We start from the raw sequence: 14,011 nt of genomic DNA on the forward strand, positions 1-14,011 counted from the left end.
TGCCGGGTCCGCCCCGGCACCCGCCGGCGGCTACAGCGCGGCGGCCCCGGGCTTGACCATGCCGCGGACGGTGCGGGCGTCGACGAACGAGCCGAGCGCGGTCATCTCCCACTCGCCGGAGTACTGCCGGACCAGCTTGGCCATCAGCACGCCGGTGTGCGGTTCGGAGCCGGTCAGGTCGAAGCGGACCAGCTCCTCGCCGGTCTGGGCGTCGGTCAGCCGGCAGTACGCCTGGGCGACCTCGGAGAACTTCTGGCCGGAGAAGGAGTTGACGGTGAAGACCAGGCCGGTGACCTCCGGGGGGATGCCGCCGAGGTGCACGGTGATCGCCTCGTCGTCGCCGGCGCCGTCTCCGGTGAGGTTGTCGCCGGAGTGCTGGACGGCGCCGTCGAGGATCATCAGCTTGCCGAAGTAGCAGTTGTCGACCTTGCCGCGGTCCGGGCCGTAGGCGATGACCGAGGCGTCCAGGTCGATGCTCCGGGCGCGCCGGGCCGGCTCCCAGCCCAGCCCCATCAGGACCGAGCCGAGCAGCGGGCGGCCGCCCTTGACCAGCGAGACGGTCTGGTTCTTCCGCAGGCTGACCCGGCCCTTGTCGAGGTTGATCTTGCCGGTGGCGGGCGGCGCGGGCGCGGCGGGATGGCCGGCGGCCGGCGGCGGGGCGAGCGGCGCCGGGGGACCGGTGGGCGGGGCCCACTGGCCCGGCGGGACGGGGGCCGGGGGAGCGGGGGGAGCCGGCGGTGCGGCGGGCGCGGCGGGTGCCTGGGGCGCGGGGGCCGGCGGGGCGGCCGGTTCGGAGACGTCCACGCCGAAGTCGGTGGCGATGCCGGCGAGTCCGTCGGCGTAGCCCTGGCCGACCGCGCGGACCTTCCAGCCGCCGCCGCGGCGGTAGAGCTCCATGACCACCAGCGCGGTCTCCGGGCCCAGCCGCGGCGGCGTGAAGGTGGCCAGCACCGCGCCGCCGTCCACCTCGGTGAGCGTGCCGGTCGGCTCGGTGCCGGCGAAGGTGGTGCCGGGCGCGTCCAGGCTCGCGGTCACCACGACCTTGTCGACGTCCGGTGGCACCGCGGCGGTGTCCACCGTGATGGTGTCGCCGTCGGCCGCCGCGCGGTGGCTCACCCCGGGCGCGGTGGGCTGGTTGTAGAAGACGAAGTCGTCGTCGGAGCGCACCGTGCCGCCGGCGGTGAGCAGCAGGCCCGACACGTCCAGCCGCACGGGGGCGGTGACGGTCACCGCCACCCGCGCGGCGCTGAGCGGGAGGTTCGAGCCAGGAGTCATTGCGGTCATGACAGCCCTAACGGTCAGGGGGCGTGCGCGAGTTCCGGCGGGGCGCCGTCCGCGTCCGGCGGCGGGTGGCCGGGCGGGTCAGCGCCGGGAGCTGCCGAAGAGCAGACGGTAGGCGATCAGCAGGACCAGGGAGCCGGCCACCGCGGCGATCCACATCGACGGGTCGTAGAAGTCCCGCGGGATCGGGCGGTCCAGGAAGCGGGTGGAGAGCCAGCCTCCGATGAAGGAGCCGGCGATGCCTATCAGGGTGGTGCCGACCAGGCCGCCCGGGTCCCGCCCCGGCAGCAGCACCTTGGCGATCAGGCCGGTGATCAGGCCCAGTACGAGCCAGCTGACGATGCCCATGGTGTGTTACCTCGTTCCCGCGTTGCCGCGTTTCCGTGCTGGCCTGCCGGAACGCGGCGAACCGGTGCCGGACAGGCGGTGTGCCCCCAAGGACGCGACGGGACGGGCGCGAGGTTCCGTGCCCCGGTGAATCACCCGGATCTGACCGCTAATGCGGCCAGATGGGAGGATTGGTGCAGAACGCCCCGCCAAGATGGGTGTGTTCGGGGTTGTCCGGGTCGAGCGGCCCTTGGGCGGCGAGCAGCTCCGCGGCGTAGGGCTCGGAGTCGTCCTGCGGGTCGTAGCCCAGGGCGCGGGCCGTGGACAGGTCCCACCACAGGCGGGTGTTGGCGGAGGAGGCGTAGGCGACGGTGTGGCCGACGCCCTCGGCGGTGAGCGCGGCGTGCAGCAACCGGGCGCAGTCCGCCGGGCTCAGCCAGATGGAGAGCATCCGCACCGTGGTCGGCCTCGGGAAGCAGGAGCCGATGCGCAGCGAGACGGTCTCGATGCCGTGCCGTTCCCAGTAGAGGGCGGCGAGGTCCTCGCCGAAGCACTTGGACAGGCCGTAGAAGGTGTCGGGGCGGTGCGGGGTGTCGACGGGGAGGGCGGCGGAGCCGTCCGGCGGGCGCGGGGCGAAGCCGACGGCGTGGTTGGAGGAGGCGAAGACCACCCGGCGCACGCCCGCCTCGCGGGCCGCCTCGTAGAGCCGGTAGGTGCCCTCGATGTTGGCGCTCAGGATCCGTTCGAAGGACGACTCCAGGGAGATGCCGGCGAGATGGACGATCGCGTCGACCCCGCGGACCGCCGCGCGCAGCGCCTCGGCGTCCGCCAACTCCGCGGTGACGGCGTCCGGTTCGCCCTCGATCGGACGCTGGTCGAAGAGCCGCAGCCGGTGGCCGTAGGGCGGCAGCAGCGCGCGCATCAGGGTGCCGACGCCGCCGGCGGCGCCGGTGAGCAGGACGGTGCGGGGTGCGGTCATGGGCGGTACTCCTCCGGCTGGGCGGCGGGCCGTGGGCACGATGCGGTTCAGATGGATGGACACGCTAGGGATGTCGATCCTGGCCGGTCAAGCCGCTTGACGCCGCGCCCAAATCGGCTTGCGCGGCGGGGTGTTGGCGCGGTGCGGGCACCCTTGACCCGTCCGGGACGGCTGCAATACCGTGACGCCGTTCAGAAATATGGACATCGGTCATGAACGTATATGAGCACGCCCCCGCGTACGCCAGGGAGACCCCGTGACCGCACACCCTCCCCCAGCCGCCGGCAGTCGCCGCCCGCTCACCGACCGCCTCGGCGGGCTGCTGTTCTTCCCCGTGACCGCCTTCGGCCCCGACGGCGCGCTGGATCTGGACGCCTTCCGGACCCATGTGCGCGCCGGCGTCGCGGCCGGCGCGGGCGCCGTCTTCGCCTGCTGCGGCACCGGCGAGTTCCACGCGCTCGCCCCCGACGAGTACGCCGCCTGCGTCGCCGCCGCGGTGGACGAGGCCGCCGGCCGGGTCCCGGTGCTCGCCGGCACCGGCTACGGCACCGCGCTCGCCGCCCAGTTCGCGGGCCTGGCGCACGCCGCCGGCGCCGACGGGCTGCTGGCCATGCCGCCCTACCTCGTCCGGGCCGACCAGGCCGGCCTGCTCCGCCACTACGCCGCGCTCGCCGCCGCCACCCCGCTCCCGGTCGTCGTCTACCAGCGCGACAACGCCGTCTTCGCCCCGGACACCGTCGCCGCCCTGGCCCAAACCCCCGGCATCATCGGCCTCAAGGACGGCCTGGGCGACCTGGACCTGCTCCAGCGCATCATCAGCGCGGTCCGCACCGCCGCCCCGGACCGGCCGTTCCGCTACTTCAACGGCCTGCCCACCGCCGAACTCACCGGCCCCGCCTACCGCGGCCTGGGCGTCCGCCTCTACTCCTCCGCCGTCTTCGCCTTCGCCCCCGAGATCGCGCTCGCCTTCCACCGGGCGCTGGACGACGGCGACGACGCCACCGTCGCCCGGCTGTTGGACGGCTTCTACCGGCCGCTGGTGGAGCTCCGCAACCAGGGCAGCGGATACGCCGTCTCGCTGGTCAAGGCGGGCGTGCGGCTGCGCGGCGGGCCGCCCGTCGGCGGGGTGCGGCCACCGCTGTCCGACCCCGGGCCCGCGCACGTCGAGCAGTTGGCCCGCCTCCTCGACCGGGGGCTGGCGCTGGTCGCGGCCGCGCCCGGGAGCGGCGCCTGATGCGGGCCGCCGCCTTCCTCTACCCCTGGGACGTGGTCGGCGACCCCGACGCCCCCGACCGGCTCGCCGAACTGGGCGTCCAGCAGGTCACGTTGGCCGCCGCCTACCACTCCACCCGCGCCCTCACCCCCCGCCACCCCCGCCACCGCATCGTCACCGCCCGGCACTCCGCGGTCCTCTACCCGCCCGACCCGGACCGCTGGGCCGGCCGCGCCCTGCGCCCCTACGCCCAGGACTGGGTCGCCGACCCGGACCCCTTCGGCACCGCCGCGCGGGCCCTGGCCGCGGCCGGCCTGGAGGTGCACAGTTGGGTGGTGCTGGCCCACAACTCCCGCGTGGGAGCGGACCATCCGGCCGTCGTCGTCCGCAACGCCCACGGCGACCGGTACCCGTGGGCGCCCTGCATCGCCCGCCCCGAGGTGCGCGACTACCTCGTCCGCCTCGCCGCCGAGGCGGCCGCCCGGCCCGGCGCCCGCGGTGCGGAGCTGGAGTCCTGCGGGTGGTACGGGCTGGCGCATCTGCACGGCCACGACAAGCTGGCCGGCGTCCGCCTGGGCGGCGCCGCTGAGTACCTGATGTCGGTCTGCTGCTGCCCGGTCTGCGAGGGCGGATACGCCGAACTCGGCCTGGCACGGGGCGAGGTGGCGGCCGCGGTGCGACGGGCGCTGGCGCCGGTGTGGGACGGCGCGGCGGCGCCGGACGGCGAGGGCCGGGCGGGGGAGTGGGCCGCCGTCGAGGAGTTGCTCGGCCGGGACCTCGCGGGTGCCGTGCGGTCCTGGCGGGACCGGGCGGCGGCGGAGCTGCGGGGCGCGGTGGTGGGCGCCGTGCGGGCCGCCGCGCCGGACGGCTTCCGGGTGCTGCTGCACGCCGACCCCGCCCCGCACCGGTGCGGGCCCAACCCCGGGGTGGACCCGGCGGTGGTCTGGGCGTCCGCGGACGGGGTGGTGGTGCCGTGCACCGGCGGCGCCGCCGAACGGGCCGCGGCGCTGGGCCCGTTCGCCCGGCGCCCCGCGGGCGCGACGGTGGCCGCCAACCTCGGCGTGGTCGCCGGGATGGGCGGCAGCCCCGGCACGCTCGCCGCCGACGCCGCGCACGCCGCCGCGCTCGGCGCCGACGAACTGCGGCTCTACCACGCGGGGTTGGCCGGCGCGGCGGACCTGGCGGCGGTGCGCGGTGCGCTGCGGGCGCTGAACCGGTCGGCCGGCGGCCGGGCCCAGGGCAGCGGTGCGGACTCCGTCCCGGCCTCCTGACTTCCCGTCAGGTGGGCGAAGACCACGACGTTCCCCAGGTACTCCTGCCGCCGCCGGCTGAAGCCGCCGCCGCAGGTGATCAGCCGGAGTTCGGGCCGGCGGGCCTCGCCGTAGACCCGCTCGTCGGGGAAGTGCCGGCCGTCGTAGACCGCCACCGCGTCGACGGTGAAGACGGCGGTGCGGCCGTCCGCGCGCAGGATCCGCACGGTGTGGCCCTTCGTCAGGGCGCCCAGGCGGTAGAAGACCGCGGGGCCGGCGCGGTTGTCGACGTGGCCGGCGATCAGCGCGGTCCCGGTGGTGCCCGGCGGGGTGCCCTCGGCGTACCAGCCCGCCAGGTTGCTCTCGCCCTCCGGCGGCGGGGCGAGGCTGCCGTCCGCGGCCAGCCCCAGGCGGGTCAGCGGGGCGTCGATGCGCAGCGAGGGGACCGCCACCCGCAGCGGCTCGGCCGCCGGGAGGGGCGGCGCGGCCGCGCGCGCGGTCGGGGCGGCGTCCGGCGTCCGGCCGGTGAACCCCTGGGCGGCGGGCGGCTGGGGCGGCGCGGTGTCCCGGCTGCCGTCGGCGATCAGCCAGGCCCGGCGCCGCAGGCGAGTGCGAGGACGACGGCCGCCAGCCCGCCGGCCGGCGCCGCCCGGCGCGGGTGGGCCGCGCCCGCCCGGCCGCGCCGACCCGGCCGCCCGCCGCCGGGGGACGGCGGCGGGGGACCGGGCGCTGCGGGGCGCTTGGGGGGCACGGCCGGCCGGGGGCGGGGCCTCGCGTCAGTACCGGCCGCCGGTCCGGCGGCGGACCAGCCAGACGGCGCCGGCGGCCGCCGCCAGCGCCACGCCGGCGCCCGCCGCGACCTCGGTGGCGCTGACGCCGTCCTCGCTGGTGGAGCCCTCACCGGTCTTCATCTTGCCCTTGGGCGGCATGGTGGCATGCCCGGCCGGCGGGTGCTCCTTGCCGGGCGTCTTCGGGCCGGACTTCTCCTTGGCGGGCTTGCTCGGGCTGCCGCTGGGGTGCGCCATCCCGCTGCTCTGGCCGCTGGGGTTCGTGCTGGGGTCGGCGGACGCGTCGCCGATCTTGACGGTGCCGGTGAGCTGCATACCGTCGGCACACTTCCCGCCGAGCCCGTAAGTGCCGGGCTTGGTACCGGGTTTGACCGTTACCTTCCCTTCCAGGGAGTTCTTGGCGGTGCCCGGGGCGAAGGTGACCGTGCCGCCCCCCAGGGCGGCGGCGTCCACGCTCGCCGAGCGGCTGGCCCCGCATCCCGTGGTGGAGAGGGAGACCACCGAGCCGGCCGCGGCCGTGCCCGGGGAGACCTCGATGGTGCCGAAGTCGCCGGCGTACGCGGCGGTGGCGGCCAGGCCGAGCGTGGCGGCGGACAGCGCGGCGCCGGTGAACAGTCGGGTGGAACGCATGGGAACGACCTCCGCGAAGCGCGGACGTGACACATGGTGCGCCACTGGGGAAGTCGGTGAGTTCCGCGCCTCCTCCCACGAGATAAGCCCTTGGGGGCCGGTCGGTCCTGCTGGCCTACGGTGAACGGGTGAGCGGGTCCACCTGGTGGCCGTCGGCGGCGCCGGGACGGCTCACAGCCGACGGGTGGCCAGCGTCAGCCGGTCCCGGGCGTCGAACAGCGCGTCCTTGATGGTCTGTTCGTGGGCGGGGGTCAGCCGGGCCACCGGCACCGAGCAGCTGATCGCGTCCCGGGCCGGGGTGCGGTAGGGGATCGCCACGCCGAAGCAGCGCAGGCCGAGGGTGTTCTCCTCGCGGTCCACCGCGAAGCCCTGTGCGCGGATGGCGTGCAGCTCCTCGATGAGTCGTTCGCGGTCGGTGCGGGTGTGCTCGGTCAGCGCGGGCAGGGTGGGCGGCAGCATCGCCCGCACCTGGTCGTCGGTGTGGGTGGCCAGCAGCGCCTTGCCCAGCGACGTGGAGTGCGCGGGCAGCCGGCGGCCGACCCGGGTGAACGGGCGCAGGTAGTGCTGGGACTGGCGGGTGGCGAGGTAGACCACGTTGACCCCGTCGAGCCGGGCGAGGTGGATGGTCTCGGTGGTGTCGTCGGAGAGCCGGTCCAGGGTGGGGCGGGCGGCGGCCACCACCTCGTCGCCGTCGATGTACGAGGTGCCGACCAGCAGGGCGCGGACGCCGATGCCGTAGCGGGTGCCGGTGGCGTCGGTCTCCACCCAGCCGAGGTCGACCAGGGTGCGCAGCAGCATGTAGAGGCTGGACTTGGGGTAGCCGACGGCCTCTTGGACGGAGGCGAGGCTGTGCATGCCGGGGCGGCCCGCGAAGAACTCCAGCAACTCCACCGTGCGCACCGCGGACTTGACCTGTGCTCCTCCGTTCTCGGCAACTGTCATCGCCCTTGACCCCTCAGTTCGGACGGCCATAGAGTCCCAGAGATTCATCATCTGGGACATCGTTCAGCATATAGAACGCCGTCCCGTGTGCGGCAAGGTTTCGCGCGGCCCGAACTCGCCCGGGAGGAACGCACGGTGACAGCTGAGGCAGCACCGGTGGCAGCACCAGTCTGGAGCGTCGACCCCCGAACCGGGAAGCGTCGGGAGCGGGTTGGGGCGGAGGCCACCGCCGACGCGGTGGACGTCGCGGTCCGCGCCGCGCACGCCGCCCGCGGCCCGCTCGCCGACCGCGGCCGACGGGCCGCCCTGCTGCGCCGCGCCGCCGCCCTCCTGGAGGCCGACGCCGACGGCGTCGTGGCCACCGCCGACGCCGAGACCGCGCTCGGCACGCCCCGCCTCACCGGCGAACTCGCCCGCACCGCCTACCAGTTACGCAGCTTCGCGGCCCTCGTCGACGAGGGCGCCTTCCTCGACGTCCGGATCGACCACCCGGCCCCGGACCTCGCCCCGCCCCGCCCCGACCTGCGCCGCTACAAGATCCCGCTGGGCGTGGTCGCGGTCTACGCCGCCAGCAACTTCCCGCTCGCCTTCTCCGTCCCCGGCGGCGACACCGCCAGCGCCCTCGCGGCCGGCTGCCCGGTCGTGGTCAAGGCGCACCCGGACCACCCGGCCACCTCCGAGCGGTGCGCCGCGCTGCTGCGCCGGGCCGCCACCGACACCGGTCTGCCGGCGGACACCGTGCGCCTGGTGCACGGCTTCCAGGCCGGCCTGGACCTGGTCCGCCATCCGCTTCTCGCCGCGGCCGGCTTCACCGGCTCGGTCCGCGGCGGCCGGGCCCTGTACGACGCGGCCGCGGCCCGCCCGCGCCCCATCCCGTTCCACGGCGAACTGGGCAGTCTCAACCCCGTGGTGGTCACCGGGGCCGCGGCCGCCGAGCGGGCCGAGGAGATCGGCACCGGACTGGCCGGCTCGATGACGCTCGGTACCGGCCAGTTCTGCGTCAAGCCGGGGCTGGTCCTGCTGCCCGCGGGCCCGGCCGGCGACCGACTGCTGGCGGCCCTCACCGCCGCCGCCGGCGCCACCGGGCCGGGCGTGATGCTCGACCGCCGGATGCGCGACGCCTTCCTCGCCGGCGTCCGCGAGCGCGCCCAACTCCCCGGCGTGCAGATGGCGTTGGCGCCCGCCCCGGAGGGGGACGGACCCGCCGTCGACGCGGCCGTGCTCACCGTCCCCGCCGACCGGCTCACCGCCGCCGGGCCGCACGACCTGCTCCTGGAGGAGTGCTTCGGCCCGGTCACCGTCGTGGCCCGCTGCGCCGACGCGGCCGGCGAGGACCAAGTCGGCGCGGTGCTCGCCCGGATACCCGGCAGCCTCTCCGCCACCCTCCAACTCGCCGACGCGGAGAGCGCCGGCACCGACCCCGAGGGCCGCGGCGCCCGGCTGCTCGCCGCGGTCACCCCGCTCGCCGGCCGGGTCGTGGTCAACGGCTGGCCCACCGGCGTCGCGGTCGCCCCCGCCCAGCACCACGGTGGCCCCTACCCGGCCACCACCTCCACCGCCACCTCCGTCGGCGCCACCGCCGTCGAGCGCTGGCTGCGCCCGGTCGCCTACCAGGACACCCCGCCCGCCCTGCTCCCGCCCGAACTGCTGGAGGAGAACCCGCTGGGGCTGCCGCGCCGCGTCGACGACCGGCCCGAGCATCCGGGCGCCGACCGGCCCGGCGGCCGCGCGGCAGGGGCGTGGACCGACCGATGACCCCCGTCACCCCGCAGGTCCGCCCCGCCACCGCCGCCGACCTGGAGCCGATCGCCGCCCTGCACACCGCCGCCCGCGCCGCCTACGTCCGCGGCCGGGTGCCGGACGCGCCGTTCGACGCCCCCGCCGAACACGCCCGTTGGCGCGAGGTCTGGTCCCGCGTGCTGCACCGCGAGGACAGTCCGACCCTCTGCGCGGTCCGCCGCGACCGCGTGGTCGGCGCCGCCTCCTACGTCCCCGACACCGCGGCGGTGCGCCGGGACCCCCGGCGCACCGGCCCCGCCACCGTCACCCTCCACCAACTGCACGTCGATCCGGCCCACTGGGGCACCGGCGTGGGCCGCGCCCTGCACGCCGCCTGCCTGCACGCCTGGCGCGCCGCCGGCTTCTCCCGGGCCGCCCTCGACGTGCTCTGGCACAACCACCGCGCCCGCGCCTTCTACACCCGCCTCGGCTGGCGCCCCGACCCCGACCGCCGCCCCGCCCCCGACGCCAGCCACCTCTCGCTCACCCTGCCGCTGGTCCCGCCGCCCCGCCGGGCTCCCGCCGGGCCATGATCTGCACCCGCTCGGCGGTCCGGCCGTCCATCGTCGGCGCGGTGCCCCACAGCTCCCGCAGCACCGCGAAGCCCGCCGCCCGCAGCAACTCCCGCAGCCACCGCGGCGGGTGGTGCCGGAACACCCCGCCGTCGTCGGTGTCGAAGACCCCGTAGGTCCCGTACCGCCGCGCGCACCGCCGGTACTGCGCGCGGTGGAACGGGTCGTCCTGCACCGGCACGTCGCTGAGGTACAGCACCCCGCCCGGGCGCACCAGCCGCGCCAGCTCCCCGACGATGGCCCGCTGCCCGGCGTCGTCCGGCACGCAGGTCAGCACCGCGAACAGCAGCGCCGCGTCGAAGCTGCGGTCGCCGAACGGCAGCGGCAACCCGGCCCAGCGCAGCAGCGCCAGCTCCGGATGCTCCCGCCGCCCCCGCGCCACCAGCGCCGCGGACCGGTCCACCCCGCGCACCGCCCGGTACCCCAGCCCGGCCAGCTCCGCGGTCAGCCGCCCGTAGCCGCAGCCGAAGTCCAGCACCCGCGCGCTGTGCGGCACGAACTCGGCCAGCAGCCCCGCGTCCAGCGGGTGCGTGAAGGTCTTGGCGGCCCCGGTCGTCTCCCAGAAACCGTCGGTGTGGTGGGGTGATGGCATGCCCATATCGGGACGGTACCGCCGGAACCGGGCGCGCCCCGGGCCGGCCGCCCGGGCCGGCCGGAATAACGCCGCCCGCCCCGCTGTTGCACCCGTCCGTATCCCCGGCCGGCCCCGGTCGGGACGTTCCCGAGGAAAGCAAGCAAGACCCATGCGCGTCGAAATCTGGTCGGACATCGCCTGCCCCTGGTGCTACATCGGCAAGGCCCGCTTCCAGGCCGGCCTGGCGGCGTTCGCCCACCGGGCGGACGTCGAGGTGGTGCACCGCTCCTTCGAGCTGGACCCGGCCGCGCCGCCCGCCACCGACGTCCCGGTGCTCGACATGCTCGCCACGAAGTATGGCGTCAGCCGCGCGCAGGCGGAGGCGATGGAGGCCCGGGTCGCCGAGGCGGCCGCCGGCGAGGGGCTCGGGTACCGGTCCGACCGGATCCACGGCAACACCTTCGACCTGCACCGGCTGCTCCACCTGGCCAAGGCGCACGGCGTCCAGGACGCGCTGCTCACCGCGCTCTACCGCGCCAACTTCGCCGAGGCCCGACACCTCGCCGACCCGGCCGTCCTGACCGACCTCGCCCAGGCGGCCGGGCTCCCGGCCGAGGAGGTCGCGCGGGTGCTGGCCGACCCGGAGGCGTACGCCGAGGACGTCCGCGCCGACGAGCGGGCCGCCGCCGAGCTCGGTGCCACCGGCGTCCCCTTCTTCGTGATCGACCGACGCTACGGCGTCTCCGGCGCCCAGCCCGTCGACGTCTTCCGGCAGGCCCTGGAGCGCGCCCACGCCGACGGCGCCGTCCAGGTCCTGGCCGCTGACGACGCGGACACCTGCGGCGACGGCGGCTGCGCGGTCCCGCGGGACTGAACCAGCCCGAACCGGCCAGGGGCGGCCCGGCAACCGGATGTCCCGTGGACGCCGGGCCGATCACCGAGCAGAGTGGGGCCCATGCAGCGACATGTGGCACTGGGCGAGGGCGAGTTCGCGCCCGGGACGGTCTATCTGAACTCGGCGTCCAGCGGGCTGCTGCCCGCTCGGAGCGCCGCCGCGATCCGCGCCGCGCTGACCGAGTCGGCCTCGCACGGGACGATGGGGCGCGACTACTTCGGGCCGGCGGCCCGGGCGCGCGCGGCCTTCGCGCGGCTGATGGGGGTGCCCGAGGAGCGGGTGGCGCTGGGGAGTTCGGTCGCGGTGCAGTCCGCGTTCGTCGCCGCCTCGCTGCCCGAGGGCGCCGAAGTGCTGGTCGCCGAGGGGGACTTCAGCTCGCTGGTGAACCCGTTGGCGGCGCGGTCCGGCTGCATGGTGCGGAGGGTGCCGCGGGAGGCGCTGGCCGACGCGGTGCGGCCGGGGACGGCGCTGGTCGCGGTGAGCGCGGTGCACGCCCTCGACGGCAAGCTGGCCGACCTGGCCGCGGTGCGGCAGGCCGCCCGGGCGCACGGGGCGCGGACCTACCTCGACATCACCCAGGCCGCGGGCTGGCTGCCGCTGCCGCTCGCCGACTTCGACTACGTGGTGTGCGGGGCGTTCAAGTGGCTGCTGTGCCCGCGCGGGACGACGTTCATGGTCTTCGGCGGGGAGCGCGGGGAGATCGGCGGCCCGGGCTGGCCGGTGCCGGTGCACGCGGGGTGGGCCGCCGGGGAGGACCCGGGGGAGTCCAACTACGGGGTGGTCGACCGGCTCGCGGCCACCGCCCGCCGCTACGACGAGCCGCACGCCCACTACTCCTACGTCGCCGCCGAGCACTCCCTCGGGCTGCTCGCCGAGATCGGCGTGCCGACCGTGCACGCCCACAACCTCGCGCTGGCCGAGCAGTACCGCGCCGGCCTGAGGGCGGCCGGGTACGTCCCCGAGTCCGCGCCCGGGTCGGCGATCGTCTCTACCCCGGGGCTGGCCGACGCCGAACCACGGCTGGCCCGGGCCGGGGTGCGGGTCGCGGTCCGCGGCGGGCTGCTGCGGGCCGCGTTCCACCTCTACAACTCGACCGACGACGTGGCGCGGGCGCTGGAGCTGCTGACGGAGTGAGGCGCGACGGCGTGCGGGGGAGGGGCGGGCGCGAACTCCGGGTGATGCCGCGGTGTTTCCGCCGGCCATGCGGAGCGCGGGACGGAACCGCGGGGCTGATCCGCGGTCGCCGCCACGGCCCGTCCGGCACGGAAAACGCGCGGCGGCCGCCGGGCCACACCACCAGGGGCGCGGCCCGGCGGCCGCAGGACGGCACGCGCCGACTTCACGCCGGCGCTAGCGCACCGGCGTGAAGTCCCGCGCCCCGATGAACTCCGGGCGCCGGACCGGGGCCGCGAACGGCTCCACCGCGGCGTTCTCCACGCTGTTGAAGACGAGGAAGACATTGCTGCGCGGGTACGGCGTGATGTTGTCGCCGGAGCCGTGCATGGCGTTGCAGTCGAACCAGGTCGCCGAGCCGGCCTTGCCGGTGAACAGGCGGATGCCGTACTCGTCCGCCAGCTTCGTCAGCGCCTCGTCGGACGGCGTGCCGGCGTCCTGCATCTGCAGCGACTTCTTGTAGTTGTCCTTCGGGGTGGCACCCTCACACCCGATGAAGGAGCGGTGCGACCCGGGCATGATCATCAGGCCGCCGTTGGTGTCGTGGTTCTCGGTCAGCGCGATCGAGACCGACACCGTGCGCATGTTGGGCAGCCCGTCCTCCGCGTGCCAGGTCTCGAAGTCCGAGTGCCAGTAGAAGCCGGAGGCACCGAAACCGGGCTTGACGTTGATCCGCGACTGGTGGACGTAGACGTCCGAGCCGAGGATCTGCCGGGCCCGGCCGACCACGCGCGGATCGGCGACCAGCTTCGCGAACACCTCGCTGATCCGGTGCACTTCGAAGACCGAGCGGACGTCCTGCGACGTCGGTTCGACGATCGAGCGCGGATCGGCCCGGGTCACCGGGTCGTGCACCAGCCGGTCCAACTCGGCCCGGTAGACCGCCACCTCGTCCGGGGTGAGCAGCTCCGGGATGGCGAAGAACCCGTCCCGGTCGAAGTCGCTCAGTTCGGACGCGGCGAAGGGTCCCTCCGCGCCGGGCTGCGACCACACCACCGGGTCCTTCCGCGGGGTGATGACCTCCAAGGTCCCACGGGTCGGGTACAGGTCGGCGGTGCGCTCGGGTGCGGTGGTCATGGTGGTGCCTTCCTCTCCTCTCGTACGGAAATGTCTGGCGGCTCGCGGTGACGCGCGGCGGTTCGAACCCCCTACCTCAACCGGCCTCGGGCTCGGGCTCGGTGAGCAGCGGGTAGACGCCGTTCTCGTCGTGGTCCTCGCGGCCGGTGACCGGCGGGTTGAAGACGCACAGGCAGCGGAAGTCCTCCTTGATCCGCATGGTGTGCTTCTCGTGCCCGTTCAGCAGGTACATCACGCCGGGCGTGATGAGGTGCTTCTCGCCGGTCTCGTCGTTGGTCAGCTCGGCTACGCCCTCGACGCAGACCACGGCCTCGATGTGGTTGGCGTACCACATGGAGGTCTCGGTGCCGGCGTAGAGGATCGTCTCGTGGAGCGAGAAGCCGACCCGCTCCTTGGCCAGCACGATGCGCTTGCTCTCCCACGTGCCGGTCTTCGCCTTGACGTGGCGGTCGGTGCCTTCGATGTCCTTGAACGAGCGGACGATCATGGTGTCTTGAGTGCCTTTCTGTGGAACGGTGAGGACGTCGGACG

The 14,011-nt window shown here is 75.6% G+C and carries 14 protein-coding genes and 1 pseudogene; 6 read left to right on the forward strand and 9 right to left on the reverse strand.

The features are described from left to right. Window positions 1-30: 30 nt before the first annotated feature. The 3 genes from PV796_RS28765 to PV796_RS28775 all read right to left on the reverse strand — a co-directional run bounded on the left by PV796_RS28765 (window position 31) and on the right by PV796_RS28775 (window position 2,587). Window positions 31-1,275, reverse strand: a complete 1,245-nt coding sequence (locus tag PV796_RS28765; protein ID WP_274919285.1) for a TerD family protein — start codon at window positions 1,273-1,275, stop codon at window positions 31-33. Between the two features lie 87 nt (window positions 1,276-1,362). Then, a complete protein-coding gene (locus PV796_RS28770) occupies window positions 1,363-1,629 on the reverse strand; it encodes a GlsB/YeaQ/YmgE family stress response membrane protein (protein WP_274916327.1) in 267 nt (88 codons plus the stop codon). A gap of 148 nt (window positions 1,630-1,777) precedes the next feature. Then, window positions 1,778-2,587 carry an NAD-dependent epimerase/dehydratase family protein gene (locus tag PV796_RS28775; protein ID WP_274916328.1) on the reverse strand — a complete coding sequence of 270 codons (810 nt, stop codon included), beginning with the start codon at window positions 2,585-2,587 and terminating at the stop codon, window positions 1,778-1,780. A gap of 256 nt (window positions 2,588-2,843) precedes the next feature. On the opposite strand from PV796_RS28775, the gene PV796_RS28780 reads away from it, so the two are divergent. Together PV796_RS28780 and PV796_RS28785 are read left to right on the forward strand one after the other, a co-directional pair. Continuing rightward, window positions 2,844-3,821, forward strand: a complete 978-nt coding sequence (locus PV796_RS28780) for a 5-dehydro-4-deoxyglucarate dehydratase (protein ID WP_274916329.1) — start codon at window positions 2,844-2,846, stop codon at window positions 3,819-3,821. Then, entirely contained in the window at window positions 3,821-5,071 is a 1,251-nt protein-coding gene (locus PV796_RS28785; RefSeq protein ID WP_274916330.1) for a hypothetical protein, read from the forward strand. Before PV796_RS28780 ends, PV796_RS28785 begins: the two co-directional genes overlap by 1 nt. Window positions 5,072-5,136: 65 nt before the next feature. On the opposite strand, the pseudogene PV796_RS42080 reads toward PV796_RS28785, so the two are convergent. The 3 genes and pseudogenes from PV796_RS42080 to PV796_RS28800 form a co-directional block, all read right to left on the reverse strand. Further along, window positions 5,137-5,502: pseudogene (locus tag PV796_RS42080) on the reverse strand (class F sortase); the annotation flags it as partial. A gap of 324 nt (window positions 5,503-5,826) precedes the next feature. Then, a complete protein-coding gene (locus PV796_RS28795) occupies window positions 5,827-6,468 on the reverse strand; it encodes a hypothetical protein (protein WP_274916331.1) in 642 nt (213 codons plus the stop codon). 171 nt (window positions 6,469-6,639) lie between these two features. Continuing rightward, entirely contained in the window at window positions 6,640-7,410 is a 771-nt protein-coding gene (locus PV796_RS28800) for an IclR family transcriptional regulator (protein ID WP_274916333.1), read from the reverse strand. 156 nt (window positions 7,411-7,566) lie between these two features. On the opposite strand from PV796_RS28800, the gene PV796_RS28805 reads away from it, so the two are divergent. Both PV796_RS28805 and PV796_RS28810 read left to right on the forward strand, forming a co-directional pair. Next, window positions 7,567-9,165 carry an aldehyde dehydrogenase family protein gene (locus tag PV796_RS28805; protein ID WP_274916335.1) on the forward strand — a complete coding sequence of 533 codons (1,599 nt, stop codon included), beginning with the start codon at window positions 7,567-7,569 and terminating at the stop codon, window positions 9,163-9,165. Next, window positions 9,162-9,722: a GNAT family N-acetyltransferase gene (locus tag PV796_RS28810; RefSeq protein ID WP_274916336.1), complete on the forward strand. Its 561-nt coding sequence runs from the start codon at window positions 9,162-9,164 to the stop codon at window positions 9,720-9,722. The genes PV796_RS28805 and PV796_RS28810 overlap by 4 nt, the downstream gene beginning before the upstream one ends. On the opposite strand, the gene PV796_RS28815 is transcribed toward PV796_RS28810, so the two are convergent. Next, window positions 9,673-10,359, reverse strand: a complete 687-nt coding sequence (locus PV796_RS28815; protein WP_274916337.1) for a class I SAM-dependent methyltransferase — start codon at window positions 10,357-10,359, stop codon at window positions 9,673-9,675. The genes PV796_RS28810 and PV796_RS28815 overlap by 50 nt on opposite strands. Window positions 10,360-10,504: 145 nt before the next feature. On the opposite strand from PV796_RS28815, the gene PV796_RS28820 reads away from it, so the two are divergent. After that, on the forward strand, window positions 10,505-11,209 hold the full coding sequence (locus PV796_RS28820; protein ID WP_274916338.1) for a DsbA family oxidoreductase: 705 nt from the start codon (window positions 10,505-10,507) through the stop codon (window positions 11,207-11,209). Window positions 11,210-11,290: 81 nt separating this feature from the next. Further along, window positions 11,291-12,364, forward strand: coding sequence for an aminotransferase class V-fold PLP-dependent enzyme (locus PV796_RS28825; protein ID WP_274916339.1), 1,074 nt, complete (start codon window positions 11,291-11,293; stop codon window positions 12,362-12,364). Between the two features lie 216 nt (window positions 12,365-12,580). Here PV796_RS28825 and thpD read toward each other — a convergent pair whose 3' ends face one another. Together thpD and PV796_RS28835 are read right to left on the reverse strand one after the other, a co-directional pair. Then, the gene (gene thpD, locus PV796_RS28830) at window positions 12,581-13,480 is read right to left on the reverse strand and encodes an ectoine hydroxylase (protein ID WP_274916340.1); all 900 of its coding nucleotides are present in this window, start codon (window positions 13,478-13,480) and stop codon (window positions 12,581-12,583) included. 76 nt (window positions 13,481-13,556) lie between these two features. Then, window positions 13,557-13,967 carry an ectoine synthase gene (locus tag PV796_RS28835; RefSeq protein WP_274916341.1) on the reverse strand — a complete coding sequence of 137 codons (411 nt, stop codon included), beginning with the start codon at window positions 13,965-13,967 and terminating at the stop codon, window positions 13,557-13,559. Between the last annotated feature and the right edge of the window lie 44 nt (window positions 13,968-14,011).

The organism is Streptomyces sp. WZ-12, from assembly GCF_028898845.1.
Classification (GTDB): domain Bacteria; phylum Actinomycetota; class Actinomycetes; order Streptomycetales; family Streptomycetaceae; genus Streptomyces.

What these genes read in the sequence shown, in the direction of transcription:
- PV796_RS28815 (WP_274916337.1), bottom strand. Translation starts at nt 10,359, where the DNA reads ATGGGCATGCCATCACCCCACCACACCGACGGTTTCTGGGAGACGACC.
- PV796_RS28775 (WP_274916328.1), bottom strand. Translation starts at nt 2,587, where the DNA reads ATGACCGCACCCCGCACCGTCCTGCTCACCGGCGCCGCCGGCGGCGTC.
- PV796_RS28770 (WP_274916327.1), bottom strand. Translation starts at nt 1,629, where the DNA reads ATGGGCATCGTCAGCTGGCTCGTACTGGGCCTGATCACCGGCCTGATC.
- thpD (WP_274916340.1), bottom strand. Translation starts at nt 13,480, where the DNA reads ATGACCACCGCACCCGAGCGCACCGCCGACCTGTACCCGACCCGTGGG.
- PV796_RS28785 (WP_274916330.1), top strand. Translation starts at nt 3,821, where the DNA reads ATGCGGGCCGCCGCCTTCCTCTACCCCTGGGACGTGGTCGGCGACCCC.
- PV796_RS28835 (WP_274916341.1), bottom strand. Translation starts at nt 13,967, where the DNA reads ATGATCGTCCGCTCGTTCAAGGACATCGAAGGCACCGACCGCCACGTC.
- PV796_RS28820 (WP_274916338.1), top strand. Translation starts at nt 10,505, where the DNA reads ATGCGCGTCGAAATCTGGTCGGACATCGCCTGCCCCTGGTGCTACATC.
- PV796_RS28825 (WP_274916339.1), top strand. Translation starts at nt 11,291, where the DNA reads ATGCAGCGACATGTGGCACTGGGCGAGGGCGAGTTCGCGCCCGGGACG.
- PV796_RS28800 (WP_274916333.1), bottom strand. Translation starts at nt 7,410, where the DNA reads ATGACAGTTGCCGAGAACGGAGGAGCACAGGTCAAGTCCGCGGTGCGC.
- PV796_RS28810 (WP_274916336.1), top strand. Translation starts at nt 9,162, where the DNA reads ATGACCCCCGTCACCCCGCAGGTCCGCCCCGCCACCGCCGCCGACCTG.
- PV796_RS28795 (WP_274916331.1), bottom strand. Translation starts at nt 6,468, where the DNA reads ATGCGTTCCACCCGACTGTTCACCGGCGCCGCGCTGTCCGCCGCCACG.
- PV796_RS28765 (WP_274919285.1), bottom strand. Translation starts at nt 1,275, where the DNA reads ATGACTCCTGGCTCGAACCTCCCGCTCAGCGCCGCGCGGGTGGCGGTG.